The 15,623-nt window shown below is 45.4% G+C and carries 10 protein-coding genes and 1 pseudogene; 6 read left to right on the top strand and 5 right to left on the bottom strand.

Annotated features, from left to right (window positions below; translation table 11 throughout):
* Positions 1 to 427 precede the first annotated feature (427 nt).
* A complete protein-coding gene (locus tag RID53_RS16510; RefSeq protein WP_446389125.1) occupies positions 428 to 2,506 on the bottom strand; it encodes a PAS domain S-box protein in 2,079 nt (692 codons plus the stop codon).
* A gap of 265 nt (positions 2,507 to 2,771) precedes the next feature.
* On the opposite strand from RID53_RS16510, the gene trpD reads away from it, so the two are divergent.
* Together trpD and RID53_RS16500 are read left to right on the top strand one after the other, a co-directional pair.
* Positions 2,772 to 3,815 (top strand): anthranilate phosphoribosyltransferase, encoded by a 1,044-nt coding sequence (gene trpD / locus RID53_RS16505; protein ID WP_446389124.1) that lies wholly within the window; start codon positions 2,772 to 2,774, stop codon positions 3,813 to 3,815.
* Between the two features lie 212 nt (positions 3,816 to 4,027).
* The gene (locus tag RID53_RS16500) at positions 4,028 to 4,474 is read left to right on the top strand and encodes a GNAT family N-acetyltransferase (protein WP_446389128.1); all 447 of its coding nucleotides are present in this window, start codon (positions 4,028 to 4,030) and stop codon (positions 4,472 to 4,474) included.
* A gap of 75 nt (positions 4,475 to 4,549) precedes the next feature.
* Here RID53_RS16500 and RID53_RS16495 read toward each other — a convergent pair whose 3' ends face one another.
* The 3 genes from RID53_RS16495 to RID53_RS16485 are packed head-to-tail and all read right to left on the bottom strand — an operon-like array spanning position 4,550 to position 7,721.
* Positions 4,550 to 4,774 carry a type IV pilin-like G/H family protein gene (locus tag RID53_RS16495; protein WP_446389127.1) on the bottom strand — a complete coding sequence of 75 codons (225 nt, stop codon included), beginning with the start codon at positions 4,772 to 4,774 and terminating at the stop codon, positions 4,550 to 4,552.
* Between the two features lie 15 nt (positions 4,775 to 4,789).
* Positions 4,790 to 6,091 (bottom strand): serine/threonine protein kinase, encoded by a 1,302-nt coding sequence (locus RID53_RS16490; RefSeq protein WP_446389126.1) that lies wholly within the window; start codon positions 6,089 to 6,091, stop codon positions 4,790 to 4,792.
* Positions 6,092 to 6,110: 19 nt separating this feature from the next.
* Positions 6,111 to 7,721, bottom strand: a complete 1,611-nt coding sequence (locus RID53_RS16485; protein WP_446389123.1) for a serine/threonine protein kinase — start codon at positions 7,719 to 7,721, stop codon at positions 6,111 to 6,113.
* A gap of 100 nt (positions 7,722 to 7,821) precedes the next feature.
* On the opposite strand from RID53_RS16485, the gene RID53_RS16480 reads away from it, so the two are divergent.
* The 4 genes from RID53_RS16480 (at position 7,822) to RID53_RS16465 (ending at position 15,342) form a co-directional block, all read left to right on the top strand.
* Positions 7,822 to 10,707, top strand: a complete 2,886-nt coding sequence (locus RID53_RS16480; protein ID WP_446389122.1) for a phospholipid carrier-dependent glycosyltransferase — start codon at positions 7,822 to 7,824, stop codon at positions 10,705 to 10,707.
* Positions 10,708 to 11,045: 338 nt separating this feature from the next.
* A complete protein-coding gene (locus RID53_RS16475) occupies positions 11,046 to 13,127 on the top strand; it encodes an S-layer homology domain-containing protein (protein WP_446389121.1) in 2,082 nt (693 codons plus the stop codon).
* 167 nt (positions 13,128 to 13,294) lie between these two features.
* A complete protein-coding gene (locus tag RID53_RS16470) occupies positions 13,295 to 13,963 on the top strand; it encodes a hypothetical protein (protein ID WP_446389120.1) in 669 nt (222 codons plus the stop codon).
* 131 nt (positions 13,964 to 14,094) lie between these two features.
* A complete protein-coding gene (locus RID53_RS16465) occupies positions 14,095 to 15,342 on the top strand; it encodes a PAS domain-containing protein (protein WP_446389119.1) in 1,248 nt (415 codons plus the stop codon).
* A 103-nt stretch (positions 15,343 to 15,445) separates the two neighbouring features.
* Here the strand turns inward: RID53_RS16465 and RID53_RS16460 are convergent.
* Positions 15,446 to 15,623: pseudogene (locus tag RID53_RS16460) on the bottom strand (NF041680 family putative transposase); the annotation flags it as partial.

Below are 15,623 nucleotides of genomic sequence, written 5' to 3'. Positions count from 1 at the left end.
AAACTCTTAAGTAGCAAAGGCTCCAACAGAATCAAAAGCTTGTTTTATTAGAATTGCTTTTTTTAATCTCCATGATTCTTGCGTAGCAAGGATTATGGAGATTATTTTTTAGTAATTTATCATAGCTAGTCTGAAAGAGCCAAATTAATAAACTCAAAGTTCCCCTTTTTAAGGGGGATTTAGGGGGATCTAAACTGAACAGAGAAATCCATAAACTGATGTGAAATAATCGCTACTTGAGAAGAGATCCCCCCTAGCCCCCCTTCAAAAGGGGGGAACTGGAATCCCCTTCAAAAGGAGGGAACTGGAATCCCCTTCAAAAGGAGGGAACTGGAATCCCCTTCAAAAGGAGGAAACTGGAATCCCCTTCAAAAGGAGGAAACTGGAATCCCCTTCAAAAGGAGGGAACCGGATCAATTTTCCCCAATCACCGCTTGTGCGGCGGTTGTCGTATAGGAATCTCAACCACAAACTCAGCCCCTTGGTCAGGGGTCGAATTACACCACAGTTTACCGCCATGCTTTTCAACAACAATTTGGTAACTAACCGCCAACCCTAAACCCGTCCCTAAACCTACAGGTTTTGTAGTAAAAAAGGGATCAAATAGCCGTTTTTTGGTCTGCGGACTCATCCCGATTCCATTATCCGCAATGCGGATAAAAACACAAGGATTGTCCGGTTGAGAATTATCCATTTTTCCGCTAGAGCCTTCCTCGGTTAAACCATCCGTTATTGAGGGGTGTGCGGAGTCCGTTTGACTAAGACCTGTACGAATCGTAATCGTTGGTGAAAATAAGACAGTATCCTGGGAAAACTCCGCCTCCCTTTGAGACGAATCAAAATTTTCCTTGTCCTCGAGCGCGTCAATCGCATTCGTCAAAATATTCATGAACACTTGATTTAACTGTCCGGGCCAACAATCGACTGGAGGTAAATTTTCATATTCTTTAATCACACAGATTTCTTCTGCTCCCGGATTCCCCTTGAGTCGATATTGCAAAATCATCAAAGCACTTTCAATACCCGAATGAATGTCTATTGTCTTGCGCCCTGACTCGTCTAAACGAGAAAACGTCCGCAACGATTGCACAATTTCCCGAATCCGTTCAGCGCCAACTTTCATCGAATATTGAAGTTTGGCGAAGTCGGTTAAGATAAAGTCCAAATCAATGCTATCCATCCGCTCTTTAATCACAGAGGGAGGATTAGGATAAGCGGTGCGGTAAAGTTGCACTAGGGCGATGAGGTCTTGATAATATTCTTGGGCATAAATCAGATTGCCGTAAATAAAATTGACCGGATTGTTAATTTCGTGAGCAATACCTGCCACGAGTTGACCCAAACTGGACATTTTTTCGCTTTGGATCAACTGAGATTGGGTGCGCTGCAAATCGTGGAGTGCTTTGGATAATTGGGCGGCTTGTTTGCGGGCGTGTTCTGTGGCTCGACAGTTAGCGGCGTAAAGTTCAGCCTGTTGGAGCGCCATGAGCAGTTGACTAATCACCGCTTGCAGGAGTTCAACTTCGCTATCTGTCCAAGGGCGAGTTGCCTGAGTGTGGCTGCAACTAATGATCCCGGTAATTCCGGACGGGGTTTCCAGGGGGATAAGCAAGAGAGACTGATAGTCGAGCGATCGCATAAATTCCTGCAATAATGGATCGCTCACCGTTTCAACGGTATCAACCCGTACAATGTCCAGATGTAATATCTGCTGGGTGAGAACGGCGTTGGTATCCGCCCAATAGCAGTCTGTCAAATCGGGAAGCTGAGACTCTCGATCTTCTGTGACAACTTTCCAATAAGCTGGCGTTTGCTCAGTATGATATCGGATAAACTGACAGCGATCGATTCGCAATAGCTGGCGGATTTCCAGTACCGTTGTTTCCAGAATCGTATCTACGTCTAAACTATTGCGGATTTGCGTCGAGAGGCGATTGAGCAAGGCTTCGCGGTGAGCTTTTTCGCGCCAGGTTTCTTCTGGCTGCAACGCCGATTCAGCCGTTTGACGAGCGCTCATATCTTGAACGACGAGCAAAAAGTATTTCGGATCTCCTTGAGGCGTTCGCACTAAGGATAGGGTAATTTGCACCCAGACAATGCTGCCATCTCGGTGTCGGTAGCGTTTTTGTTGGCAGTGACAGTCTAGAGTCCCCGCTAAGAGTAACTCCATTATCGCGCGATCGCTTGCCCAGTCATCAGGATGGGTTAGGTCTTGCCAGGTGCAGGTGAGAACTTGATCACGGGTATAACCAACAATCTCACAAAATTTGGGGTTGACCTGAATGACTTTGCCATCCGTCGATACGTGTTTGATGCCAACTGTCGCTTGCTCAAAGCTAGCGCGGAAGCGGTCTTCACATTCATTTAGCTGTGCCTCGACAGGTCTGGGTGGAGTGTCCACAACAGAGGTTCTAGCTGTATTGGGTCGGGTGGGATTGGAATGAAACAAGGGTTTTGAGTTAACGCTAAACTCAGTTAATGTGCCGTCAGGTTTTTGAATGCTCATGATAACATTCAGAAGATGGAAACGTTTTCGATTAAACCTGTACAGGTGTAGGAGAGCAGGGGGCAGGGGAGCAAAGAGGCAGGGGAGCAGGGGAACAGAGCGGCAGGGAGAGGATGTTAACGCTTGTACTCTAATATAAATCTTTCTTTATATTTGTTTAGATTATTTAGTCCAGTAATCACCCTCCATAATATCCGGTACGATATTACACTTTTTCATAGCCGCCATTCACCAAGCTCCTATTTTTCCAGATAAACATCAACCCATGATCCAAACTCCTACTAACTGGTCTAACCTGCTGCAACAGATCCTCGACGGACAATCATTATCCCGTGACCAAGCCTCACAACTGATGCAGGGATGGCTCAACGAGGACATTCCGCCAGTGTTATCGGGGGCAATTCTGGCTGCGATTCAGGCAAAAGGCGTCTCTCCATCCGAATTGGCAGGAATGGCTCAAGTCTTGCAGGAGCAATCCTTACAGCAGGACGCCATTGACCATAAAACACCAATTATTGATACCTGTGGCACAGGCGGCGATGGTGCATCCACTTTTAATATATCGACGGCTGTAGCTTTTGTCGCGGCGGCGGCGGGTGTACGGGTTGCCAAACATGGGAACCGTTCAGCCTCCTCGAAAGTGGGTTCAGCCGATGTTTTAGAGGCGTTGGGCGTCAATTTATCTGCCCCACCAGAAAAAGTCCAGTCCGCCTTGGATGAGGTGGGAGTCACGTTTCTGTTTGCCCGGGGATGGCACCCCGCCATGAAAGCGGTAGCCCCATTGCGACAAACCCTGAAGGTGCGGACGGTATTTAATCTGTTAGGACCTCTAGTCAATCCATTGCGCCCCACAGGTCAAGTGATTGGCGTATTTGACGCTAACGTCGTATCAACAGTTGCCCATGCGTTAAAACAAATGGGAATTGATCAGGGAATTGTCCTACATGGACGAGAAAACCTAGATGAAGCGGGATTGGCTGACGAAACCGACTTGGCACTTTTATCTGATGGTGGGGTGCGACTGTCTACGCTGAATCCGCAACAGTTGGGCTTAACATCAGCACCAACAGGGGCGTTGCGTGGCGGCGATGTGGCGGACAATGTGGACATTTTAACGAATGTTTTACAGGGGAAAGGAACTGCTGCCCAACAGGATGTGGTGGCGTTAAATACTTCCTTAGCGCTGCAAGTGGCTGGGGTTGTGGCGTTGGAGGATCACCAAGCTGGAATTGAACAGGCAAAGGATATTCTCAAAAGTGGGGCGGCTTGGTCGAAATTGGAACAGCTTATTCAATTCTTGAAGAATTAGGGTAAGTGGTTAACGCATTTCCTTGCCCTTGCCATAATGGGTAAATTGCACAGTTGATCAAGCTATTTGCTGGTGCGGTTATTCTGCTGTAGGGGCGACCCGCTTGCATTAATTAACAATGGTGTCCACTCAATTTGTTCGGGTCGCCCTTGACTCAAATTGTTACCGTGAATAGGCTTGCATCCCTGACTACGAACGATAGAGCGATCGCGATGAGCCATATCACGTTCAAGACTGTTAATTATAAAGAATATTCCGCCGCTATTCAAGGGGTGAGACGCTCGGTTTTTCACATTGAACAAGGTGTTGATCCAGCCTTAGATTTGGATGGCAAAGATGAAACCGCCGATCATATTCTGGCGTATGTCGAGAATCAGCCTGTGGGAACCGTCAGGGTAAGATATCTGGATCATCAAACCGCTAAAATTGAACGCCTCGCTGTTTTGCCAGAGTTCCGAGGACGAGGAATCGGTAAGCTATTGATGGAAAAAGCTCTAGAAATTGCTGCCAACAAGCAAATCAATACAGTGGTTATTCACGCTCAAGATTATGTGAAATCTCTTTATCTAAAACTCGGCTTTGTATCCGAAGGAGAAAAGTTTTATGAAGCAGGTATTGCTCATGTGAAGATGCTCAAATTCATTAAGTCATCCATTTAACATTAAAATTAAATTTTATTGTTTTATTGTGTCTATCTACCTTTATTTGGGATATCGTGGTCTACTAGACTCGCGTTAGTATGAAATATCTGAATTAACAATGGATGCCATCGTTTCAATATTTCTTGTGCCATTAGCACACGCTAATTGACCATTCTGATAATTTGGGATTGCAGGAGAGATAGTACCTGGATTGTCTGCTTGACATAAAATTGCAAATGTTGTTACTTCTATCATCGGTGCAGGTCTTGTATCAACAACAAATCCTACATAACTTCTCAAGTTATCCTGGCGAGATATTGAACCGCTATAGTATCAATGATTATCTTTATTTTGACATTCTATTGCTTTTTTTGACAATATATCTGTTTGATGAACAGAGTTTATTGGCTTTGTTTCGGATAAAGATAAGTTTACTTGTTCCTCTAAAGAGCGTTCTTTAAAACTTCCTGACATATATATATTGATGATAGTTTTATTATTGCTATCTGTGTTGTTTTTATCCATATATGATGGTATTCTCGACCTATTTTTTCCTATAACTCTTGGCTCAACTTCACTGTTTTGGGCATTAATTTCAGCACAATATGCCAATTCTTTAAGTAACTGCACATCAATTATGGGCGAAGCATAAATACTTAGAAAAGATTCGATTTCTTTGTCTGTTTTACTTTGTTGACTCGTCAAATAATTTGCGATAGGGAAATAAACACTCATCCCGCCAGCGACAACTGCAATCAAAACAGCAATAACACTAAAAACTACCCCCGGACTAATCGACGGCTGATTCGTCGAATTTTCAGGAGCAACCGCTGCTGTCAATGACTCTAACGCTTGACGAGCGCTACTAAATCGTTGTTCTGTGGCGGGGTCAATTAACTTTTCTAACCAATAGCTAAATCGGGGATTAAGGTTGACTCTATCAGTAAATTGTAAGCGTAAATTCTGCTGAGGTAAATCAGCCGGAGCTATCCCTGTAATTAAATGAATTAATGTAGCACCCAACGAATACAAATCAGACGCCGCCACTGCTCGTCCCCACAGTTGTTCGGGAGCCGCATAACCACTGGTTCCTACTACCGTAAACGTTGCCCCTTCTGCCTTGGCTCGGTCTTGTACTGCCCCAAAATCAACTAAATAAACCTGTCCTTGCTCATCTACAATTAAATTACTTGGCTTGATATCTCGATGCAGCACAGGTGGACTGAGTTCATGGAGATAGATGAGAATGGTTAAAATATCCGTGGCAATCTTTTGGGCTTCAGCTTCACTAAAATTATGACCTTGGTCTAACCGTTGGCGTAGAGATAAACCGGGAATATATTGTTGAACTAATCCAAACCAAGGCAACTCGGATTCGGTTTCTTCAATGGAAAAATAATCCCGATAACGAGGAATTTTTGGATGGTCTAAATGCTGCAAAATTTGGGCTTCTCGCTCAAATAGTCTGAACTCCTCCCACTGCATTTGGGGACTAAATGCCAAGAGTTTGATCACAACTAATTCCTGGGGTTGAGTTTCTAAGTCTTCAGCTAACCAGGTTTGACGCCCTGCATTTTGTCCTAACTGTTGTCTGAGTTGATACCGTCCGTTGATTATCTGTTGGGGATTCAGCATGATGTTATCCTTGATCATTTCATTCATTGAGCCAATCTTTGATTTCCTGAACTAACCAGTCTCGTTCAGGTTCGGTTAAGTCTTGCGCCACCGTACAACGAGTTGATTCAGTTTGAATCAAGATTTCTTGGAAGGGGATCGTTTTAATTGTTTCAATCTGGGAAATATCTAGAGTTTGAGCGTCATAACATAACCCTAGCCAAAAGCGTTGGATATTCAATCTATCTCGTTTTAAGTCAAGACGATGATGTCCAAACAGGAAAAAACTGACTGGATTTGAGAGGGTTGCCAGTTTGGGAAACCCTCGGATGAAAAGCCATCCGAATAAAACCGCGATCGCTAACCAAACAAAGAATGATGGATGACCCTGACTAAAGGTAGAAATGAGCGCCAAGAGTACGCATCCAATTCCAGCAAGTCCCACCGTTAAGCCCAACCCTAACCGAAAAATTAACGTAACGCCTAATTTTGCCAATTTCTGATCACCTCGTTCCGGTTCTAGATGCTTCAGAACCCGGAATTCAATTGTCCCCAACCAACCTAGAAGAATTGTCAGCGCTAGTAGTACAAAGAATAATGGATTTCCTTGACTAAATAATAGTTTAGAGTACCATAAAATCACGATCTCGGCAAGGGTTAGCACACCTAAAAACAGGGGGAAACCTTTCCGCAAAATTCGCCCTAACCCTAATTTTATCGCCGTTGTGAATAACCCGCCGCGTGCGGGAAATTGAATCCGAAACTGCTGGGGAGATTTTCTCCAGCGAATCCGTGAATGTAGAGGCTGACGGGTAGCAGGTGGGGAACTCTGGCGCACCCGATTCGATTTCAAGTCTTCTAACGCTTGACTCGCACTACTATAGCGTGGCTCTAATTCAGGTTCCGTTAAGGTTGCAATCCAGCGAACCAAAGTAGAATTGAGACTGGTGTACTGGCTAAATTGAATCCGCATTTGACGTTGGGGTAAATCCGCCGGAGCAACACCTGTAGCCAGATGAATTAAGGTTGCTCCCAAAGCGTATAAATCAGATGCAGGGACAGCTTTACCCCAAAACTGTTCTAAGGGCGCATAACCTGTCGTACCAACCACTGTAAAGGTTACGCCTTCAACCGCCGTCTGATCTTGCACTGCGCCAAAATCGACGAGATACACCTGTTCATCTTCTCCCCAAATCAGGTTACTGGGTTTAATATCCCGATGGAGAACGGGTGGATTTAAAGCGTGCAAATAACCGAGAATTTCCAGAACCTCTATCGCAATCTGGCGCACTTGAACTTCCGTAAAGCGTTTTCCTTGGTTTAGCCATTGTTGCAAGGAAGCACCGGGAATATAATCTTGGACGAGACCAAACCACGGTAAGCCGCCTCCTGATTGCTTATCCAGGGAAAAATAATCTCGATACCGGGAAATTCGAGGATGCTGTAACTGCTGGAGAACTTCAGCCTCGCGTTCAAAGAGTTTCAAGTCTTCCCACTGCATCTGAGGATTAAAAGCGAGGAGTTTGAGAATCACTGGCTGGCTGGGTTGCGCCGAGAGATCCATCGCCAACCAGGTTTGACGACTCGCATTCTGACCCAGCTTTTGTTGAAGCTGATAGCGCTGATGCATGACATCTGGGAGTTGTAGCATCCTCACACCTCGGTTACGATGGCAGCTTTCTCTCTAAGGTAACTTAAGAAACTCCGCTATAGTGAGTAGTTACTGGTTATTGGACAATGAACAATCAACCATGAACAACCGATTACAGTGGTGGAAAACGGGGAACCGCAAATATCTGGGTATTCTGGGACTGATTTGGCTAGCCAGCGCGTTGTGCGATCGCCTGTGGTTTGCGCTTGACAATTCTGTCCCAGCTTGGGATCAGGCGGATTATTTGACGGGTTCGTTAAATTATTGGCAAGCGTTGCAGCATCCGGAGTGGTTTTCTGGAGAATGGTGGACGAATTTATGGCAACTTTCGTCTAAGATACCGCCGTTTACTTATATCGCTACGGCGATTATTCAACAGTTTTTTGGTCGGGGAACGGATCAAGCGACGCTGGTTCTGTTACTCTTTCATGCTATTCTTTTGGGTTCCGTTTATGGCTTAGGTGTCCAACTTTTCAATCGTCGGGTTGGAGTATGGGCGGCTGGATTAACGGTGCTTTTACCGGGACTCTATCGTTATCGTTTAGAATTCCTGCTGGATTATCCGCTAACGGCTGTTGTTACCCTCAGTTTTTTCTGTCTCACAGTTTGGCGAAATCAAGGTTTAATATCATCAGTTAAATTTGATGGAGACAAGGGAAAAGGAAATGATGACTGTTTAGGCGGACATGATAATGTTCACAATAACGATGGCGTTGGGTTTCGTACCTCAACCCAACCTACAAAATTGATAGGCAGCCGATCGCTTCAATCTCTACTCTGGGCGATAATCTTTGGCTTATCCCTGGGATTAGCGCTCATGGTAAAGCAAACGGCGCTATTTTTTCTATTTATCCCGATTGTTTGGGTTATCGCGGGGACAATTCGACGGCGAAACTGGGGGCGATTTGCTCAGTTAATCGTGGGATTGTTGGTATCTGGGTTTATATTTTATCCCTGGTATCGCACCAACTGGCTACTTATTTTAACGTCTGGGAAACGAGCAACCTTAGATTCCGCGATCGCAGAGGGTGATCCGGCGCTGAATACTTTGGAGGCTTGGCTTTATTATGGGAAGATTTTACCGTATTTGGTGTCTTGGGTTTTGTTGCTTGTGCCGATTGTGGGTTTGATTCTTTATTGGCGCAAAAAAGAGAAGGTTTGGGGTAGACAAAGGGAGGATGTTTTTTCAACGCAGAGGGGCGCAGAGGTTAACGCAGAGGGGCGCAGAGGGTTTCAGAAACGATATGGGTTGGGTGGGTTACGTTGGTCTTTCGGTTGGCTGGCTGTGTTTTTGGTTGGGGGGTATTTACTGTGTTCTCTGAATGTAAATAAGGATGCTCGGTATATTTTGCCATTGTTGCCTGTATTTTCGTTAGTTTTAGCATCGGGTTTACTTGTCTGGCAAGGGGGTTGGGGTAAGTCTGTTCGCTGGGGTACGGTGGGGTTGGCGTCTGTGTTAATGGTGCTGAATTTGTTTCCTTTGGGCGGTGGTTTTTTAACTCAAGTTCTTGCGCCGCGTGTTCAACATTTTCCTTATTTGGGAGAACCTATTCCCCTGGCGCAGGTGATTGATGAAATTATCCAAACTTCTCCGAATTTACAGACAACGTTAGGGGTATTACCGTCAACCCCTGAAATTAATCAACACAACTTAAATTATTATGGGGCGTTGCGGGATTTTCAGGTCTATGGACGTCAGGTGGGAGTACGAGAAAAGCAGGTTGAACAGGATGCGCGATCGCTCTCTTGGTTTGTGACGAAAACAGGGGATCAAGGGTCTGTTCCTGAAGCGCAAAAAGCTATAGTAGAGAAGGTGGAAAAAGGCGGAGAATTCCAACTCCAGAAGACGTGGGATTTACCTGATGGTACTCTGCTCAAGCTTTATCACCGACATCAGCCATTTTTCCAGGTAGAAAAAGTTAACAGAAAACAGTCAATTATCGGGACATATTTCAACCCAATTGTAGGGGCGGGTTTAGGAACTCACTTCAGATACCCACCAATAAATGTTCAACAAAACCCGCCCTCTTCACCAATGAATGAACAACAAAATAAGCTCTTATTCAACAACCTGTCCTTAAGCGTAGTCGAAGGATTAAATAAAATTCAATTAAATCGGGTGATTGTCCCAGAAACAGCCCCCCCTGGTTTCCCTGTACCTGTTACCTATGAATGGACAGGGGATTGGCAACCGTTACAATCGGGAATTGTGCTATTAACCTGGCATTCGCTGGAAGCAGGATATCAATATCAATGGCTACATGATCATGGTATTGCCATGGGAAACTTGTTTCCGAAGTCAACAAACAACCGTCGGCTATCAAGCGTCACCAATCAATCGCCTAAATGCCAGGTTAGTGAACGGATGGCGATGTTACCTCCAGCAGATATCCCCGCAGGAAGGTATACCTTAAAAGCAACCTATTTGAATCGTGAAACTGGGGAAACCTATCCGATATCAGTACCAGCCGTTCAAATAAAAATTGACCCAAAAGCGTCTACAACACCTGCACCGGAATTAGACCTAATTACCCAATTTCGGACATTAGCAGCGACTTTACCAAATGGTGCTGACTCGCTGGAGGCTATCTTTGAACAAACAGGGCGAATTAATCAGTATGACCCAATTCAAGATTATCTAGTGCAGATAGATTTGGTGTTGACTCATCGGTTAAAGTTGGAACCGCAACGGTTAGATTTAGCGTATGCTCTAGCTTTGTCTAGGGTTTTACAAGTAGATTCTCAGAGTGCGATCGCGGCGTTAAAGCGAGTCGTCCAGCTTGATCCCCAAAATCCTTATGCTCATGCTTATCTTGCCTTCGTTTATTTGTATGAATGGCGAGGTAGAGATGCTCAAAATGCCCTTAAACCTGCCCTAACTCTCAACCCGAATCTATCTGAACTCCAAGCCCTTTCTGGTGTTGCTGCCCTGATGCAAGGAAATTTGGTCAAAACCTGGTATTTTCTCGATAAATTGAGAAATTAGTCCTGACTAAATTGTTGATAATACAGGACATCTATCCTCGCTCGTGGGTTCTTAAGTTTCTCTAAGTAGGTTGGTGGAAATAAACCTAACTAGATTAAGTTATGTAAACCAGCCTCAAACCCTTACTGTTCCCTGTTCCCAGTTAAGAGTTCTCTAATCTCCATCGCTAACTTTAATTGTGTCCACCTACTTAGGTGGAATGTCGCTGACTTAAGCTGAATGGTACTGATCGCTGCCAGTCTTGAATTGTTCCTATACTACAATATCATACTACATTAACAGTGTGGGGATTCTACTTAAGCTGAAATAGGTTACTTTACATCGGAAATTCTAAATTAATGGTTCAATCCACTCTCTATGTCAACCCAGTAACAGGTCAGGATGCGAATCCAGGCTCTGCGGATGCTCCCTTTCGCACCTTAACCTACGCCATCAGGCAAGCTACGGCTGATACTACGATTTATTTGGCATCGGGAATGTACAATGCGGCGCATGGGGAGCGTTTCCCGATTGTGATTCCGTCGGGGATTGTTGTTATTGGTGATGAGTCGAGTAAAGGTAGGGATATTGTCTTGGTGGGGAGTGGTGATTATAGTAGCCCCAGTTTTGGCAGTCAATCGATTACGGTTAAACCTGATTCTCAAGCTGAACTGCGCGGGGTGACGGTGACGAATCCTGTGGCGAAGGGAACCGGGATTTGGATTGAATCCAGCGCCCCGATTATCGCGAATTCTACTCTAACGGGTTGCGGTCGGGAGGGGATTTTTGTCACGGGGACGGCAAAACCGCTAATTATGGATAATGAATTAAGCGAAAATGCCTCTAGTGGTATCTTCCTGGTGCGAAATGCGAAAGGGGAACTGCGGCGCAATCGCTGTCAACGCACGGGGTATGGGATTGCTCTGAGTGATCATGCTGCGCCCTTAATTGCTGATAATACGTTAATGAATAATAAGGCGGGAATCGTTTTGTCTCGCCAAGCTCAACCCGTTCTGCGCCGGAATCGGATTGAAAATAATAGCAATGGGGGGCTAATTGTCAATGGGTCTGCCCAACCCAATTTAGGCAGTCGTCAAGACCCAGCCGGGAATATCTTACAAGATAATGGTGATGTTGATTTACAAAATAGTACATCCTTGACATTAGTTTCGGTGGGCAACTTGTTAAATCCTGCCCGTATTTCCGGTGCCGTTACCTTGAGTGCGGCAGAGGTTCCTGCATCAGCACTGGGTCCGACTCAGTTTAGTGATTTGGGCAATCATTGGGCAAGTCGGTTTATTCAGGAATTAGTCAAACGGGAGTTAATTAGCGGGTTTCCTGATGGCACCTTTAAGCCGGAAGCGAATATTACCCGCGCCCAGTATGCGGCGATTATTGCCCAAACGTTTAACTTACCCCGCCAGGTAGGGGCGACATCGGGTTCATTTCGTGATGTCGCGGATAACTTTTGGGCGGCGGCGGCGATTCGTAAGGCGGCGAGTATGGGATTTATCTCTGGATTCCCGGATGGTACGTTTCGCCCCCAGCAAAATCTGACCCGGATACAGGCGCTGGTATCAGTGGTGAATGGGTTGGGATTAGGGAGTGGGAATGGCAACCTACTTTTGTTTTACCGCGATCGCGCCCAGATTCCCAGTTATGCTACAGATGCCCTGGCTACGGCGACACAACGGCAATTGGTGGTGAATTATCCCCGCCTGCAAGAACTCAAACCCATGCAACCAATTAGCCGCGCCGAAGTCGCTGCCTTAATTTACCAGGCGTTAGTCTCAACTGGCGAAGCCTCGGCTATCTCATCCCCTTATATTGTTAACCCGGAGGGGTATGTTCCCTCGTTTACCGATATTCAAAATCACTGGGCGGCTGATTTTATTCGCCCTCTAGCGGGATTAAACTTAATTAGTGGCTTTGCGGATGGTAGCTTTAAACCGGATGCCCCCTTAAATCGGGCGCAATATGCAGCGTTAGTGGTGAAAGTCTTTAACCCTACACCCATCCGCCCCGCTACTCAATTTAGCGACGTTCCCGCCAACTTCTGGGCGTCAGCCGTGATTAGTCAAGCCTATCGCGGTGGCTTCCTCTCTGGCTTCCCTGACCAAACCTTTCACCCTCAACAAAGTTTACGGCGGGTTGAGTTGATTGTCTCCTTAGTCCAAGGGCTTTCTTTACCTGAGGCAGAGGGAAACCGCTTGGAAATTTATCAGGATCAAGATAATATTCCCATTTACGCCCAATCTGCTGTAGCGGCGGCTACTCAAGCCGGGATTATCGTCAATTATCCCAAACCCTCCCGGTTAAACCCGAAACAAGCTGCTACCCGCGCCGATGCCACGGCGTTTCTGTATCAAGCCTTAGTGCAACAAGGGCGTGTCAATGCTATCAATTCCCCGTATATTGTTCAAGGATCAAAGAGTTTTTAAGGGATGTAGGGGCGGGTTTCACTATTATCGTTTTTTTCCCGCCCCGATGTGACTAAACCCGCCCCAACCGAAGTTTTGAGTTTGTTTGTTCCCTGTTCCCTGTGACACACCGAGCGAAGTCGAGGTGTTTCCTGTTCCCTAGACCAATGACCAATGACCAATGACGAATGACCAATGAAATAGAGTCAGCCATTATCTATGCCGTGGAGTTACTCAGTCACTATGGATTTGAACTGAGGGGATATTCTGCGGCAGAATTAGTTGAGTTTTGGTTGGAGGACTATCCCGCCCAGTGGATTCGTTTGGCGGTGATTGAAGCCTTGTATCAGGGACGGTATAAGGCGATTTCGGTTGAGCAAATTTTAGCCGTCTGGGGACGACGAGAACAGCCTATCTATCGCTTTAATCATGAGTTTGAACGGTTGATTTGTCGCAAATTACCGCAAGATTTGAATGCCCCTGTTGATACGACATCCGAATCGATGTCCTGGATAGAGAGTTTCCCGGATATGTTTGAGTCAAGTTCTACGGTTGCGGTGGCTCAGTCAGAGGAATTTGTGGTCACTGAATCGGCGACAGAATCTGTTGAAGCATTACCGCAAATGCCCGCCCAGTCTGAACCAGAACCAGAACGGGTTAGGGAACGCGATCGCACTCCTCCAGACCTACCTTCTCCTGATCCTACCAGTCTTCCTGATCCAGTGGATGGGTCTCGTCGCGAAACTAATCACCATCCCATTGATCAATTTACGCCACCGCCCGATGATTCGGACTTTTATCTGAAACTCAAACAAGTCGCCCAACCGTTAGAGTGTCAATCCAGTTATAAGTCATAACCAGGGAACAGTCAGGACTTGCGGCTTGTTAAAATTTATTAGTACAGCGGACAGAATCGATTTTGTGGAGGTTTCATCGGAAACAGACAACCTGTTAAAAACGGCTTGATAAAATAATTTTATCTTTTAAAATGGTAGGAATAGAAAATACAGCTTTGACCGTTTTAGTGGTAGACAATGACGTTACCCTGACTCAATCTGTTACTTCCATTTGCGACTCGATAACAATTGCTAATCAACCGATTGCCGTTTTATCAACATCCTCTGTATCCGAAGCCCAACACATTATTGCGACTTGCTCTGACTTAGCGGCTATTCTTATCCCTTGGCAGGCGAATGGAGACGTGGCTATAGAATCTCTGGAAGCCGGAGAGGATACCCCTATCGGATTAAGCTTGGTGCAATTTATCCGAGTTTCTCAACAAAATGATTGGCTGCAAATTATTCTGCTTACGGAATCGCCAGATAGTCAGGTAAATGAAGCCGTATTTTTGGAGTATGACATTGATCACTATCTAAGCAAAGGTGAACTCAATACCCAGCGAGGTTGGCTAGCTATTGTTGCCGCGATTCGCTCTTATCAAAGGCAGAGTAGTAGAGATGTTCCGGTGGAACATCTGGGGACAAAAGTGCAGAGTTACGGAGGAAAAACAGCAACAGAAGCGGCGTTAAATCAAGCCAATCAAACCTTAGAAAAACAGCTTCGCGATCGCACGCTGGCGTTGCAAAAAAATAATAGTTTGCTGCTGAACGAGATTCGGAAACGAGAGTTGATCCAAAATGAGTTTCAGCAGTTTTTTAATCTCTCCTTAGATTTATTTTGTATTGCCGGAACTGACGGCTATTTTAAGCGGATTAATGCTCGGTTTACCGACGTCTTGGGTTATTCTGAGGCAGAATTGCTCAGTCAACCCTTTGTTAACTTTATCCATCCAGAAGATCGAGAGGCGACAGTAACAGCGGTTGAACAATTAGAGGCGGGTGAGGTGATTTATACCTTTAAGAATCGCTATCGGACTCAGAATGGCTCCTATCGTTGGTTGGGTTGGACATCTATCTCCACCGCTGAGGGAAAAATTTATGCCGTGGCGCGGGATATTACCGAATCCCAACAGCGCACAGCTATTTTGGCACAGATTACGGGTAATCTTTTATTTACCACAGGAGAGACGTTCTGCCAATCCTTAATGTCATACCTCACCCAACTTTTAGAGGTGGATTATGGTTGGGTGGAGACACTGATTCATCCGAATCGGATTCAAACGATCGCATGTTGTCATCAGGGTCAACTTCTGTCACCCATACCCTCTGTGCTAATGTCATCAGCCAACGTTCATGTTTCTATACTGACAATTTGGACTTTGGACAAAATTATTTAATTTGCGTAAATAATACGCAAATAAAGCAAGAGACAATAGCTCCTCTATCTCAGCTCGAAGAAAAGCTCAGAAATACCGGATTTAGAAGGTTACAGACTAAAGCTTAGGAGACTTGACTCTTTTGTTTTTTACAAAGTGGTTGTTTTTTGATAACTTGATGGCGGGTTCTCGGCTCTTTTTTTTCACCTTTAATTCTTCCAGGTGAATAACCACGACGTTTGGGGGATTGAGCCGGAGTACCCAAAGACGAAATAATTCGATAGAAGTCCCGTTGAACTAAG

It is taken from the genome of Coleofasciculus sp. B1-GNL1-01, from assembly GCF_040220235.1.
GTDB lineage: Bacteria > Cyanobacteriota > Cyanobacteriia > Cyanobacteriales > Coleofasciculaceae > Coleofasciculus.
The sequence above is the reverse complement of the archived record's forward strand: the minus strand, read 5'-3'. Positions and strand labels throughout refer to the sequence as shown.

Coding starts and splice junctions, on each gene's coding strand:
- RID53_RS16510 (WP_446389125.1), bottom strand. CDS start 2,506: ATGAGCATTCAAAAACCTGACGGCACATTAACTGAGTTTAGCGTTAAC.
- trpD (WP_446389124.1), top strand. CDS start 2,772: ATGATCCAAACTCCTACTAACTGGTCTAACCTGCTGCAACAGATCCTC.
- RID53_RS16500 (WP_446389128.1), top strand. CDS start 4,028: ATGAGCCATATCACGTTCAAGACTGTTAATTATAAAGAATATTCCGCC.
- RID53_RS16490 (WP_446389126.1), bottom strand. CDS start 6,091: ATGCTGAATCCCCAACAGATAATCAACGGACGGTATCAACTCAGACAA.
- RID53_RS16485 (WP_446389123.1), bottom strand. CDS start 7,721: ATGCTACAACTCCCAGATGTCATGCATCAGCGCTATCAGCTTCAACAA.
- RID53_RS16480 (WP_446389122.1), top strand. CDS start 7,822: ATGAACAACCGATTACAGTGGTGGAAAACGGGGAACCGCAAATATCTG.
- RID53_RS16475 (WP_446389121.1), top strand. CDS start 11,046: ATGGTTCAATCCACTCTCTATGTCAACCCAGTAACAGGTCAGGATGCG.
- RID53_RS16470 (WP_446389120.1), top strand. CDS start 13,295: ATGACCAATGAAATAGAGTCAGCCATTATCTATGCCGTGGAGTTACTC.
- RID53_RS16465 (WP_446389119.1), top strand. CDS start 14,095: ATGGTAGGAATAGAAAATACAGCTTTGACCGTTTTAGTGGTAGACAAT.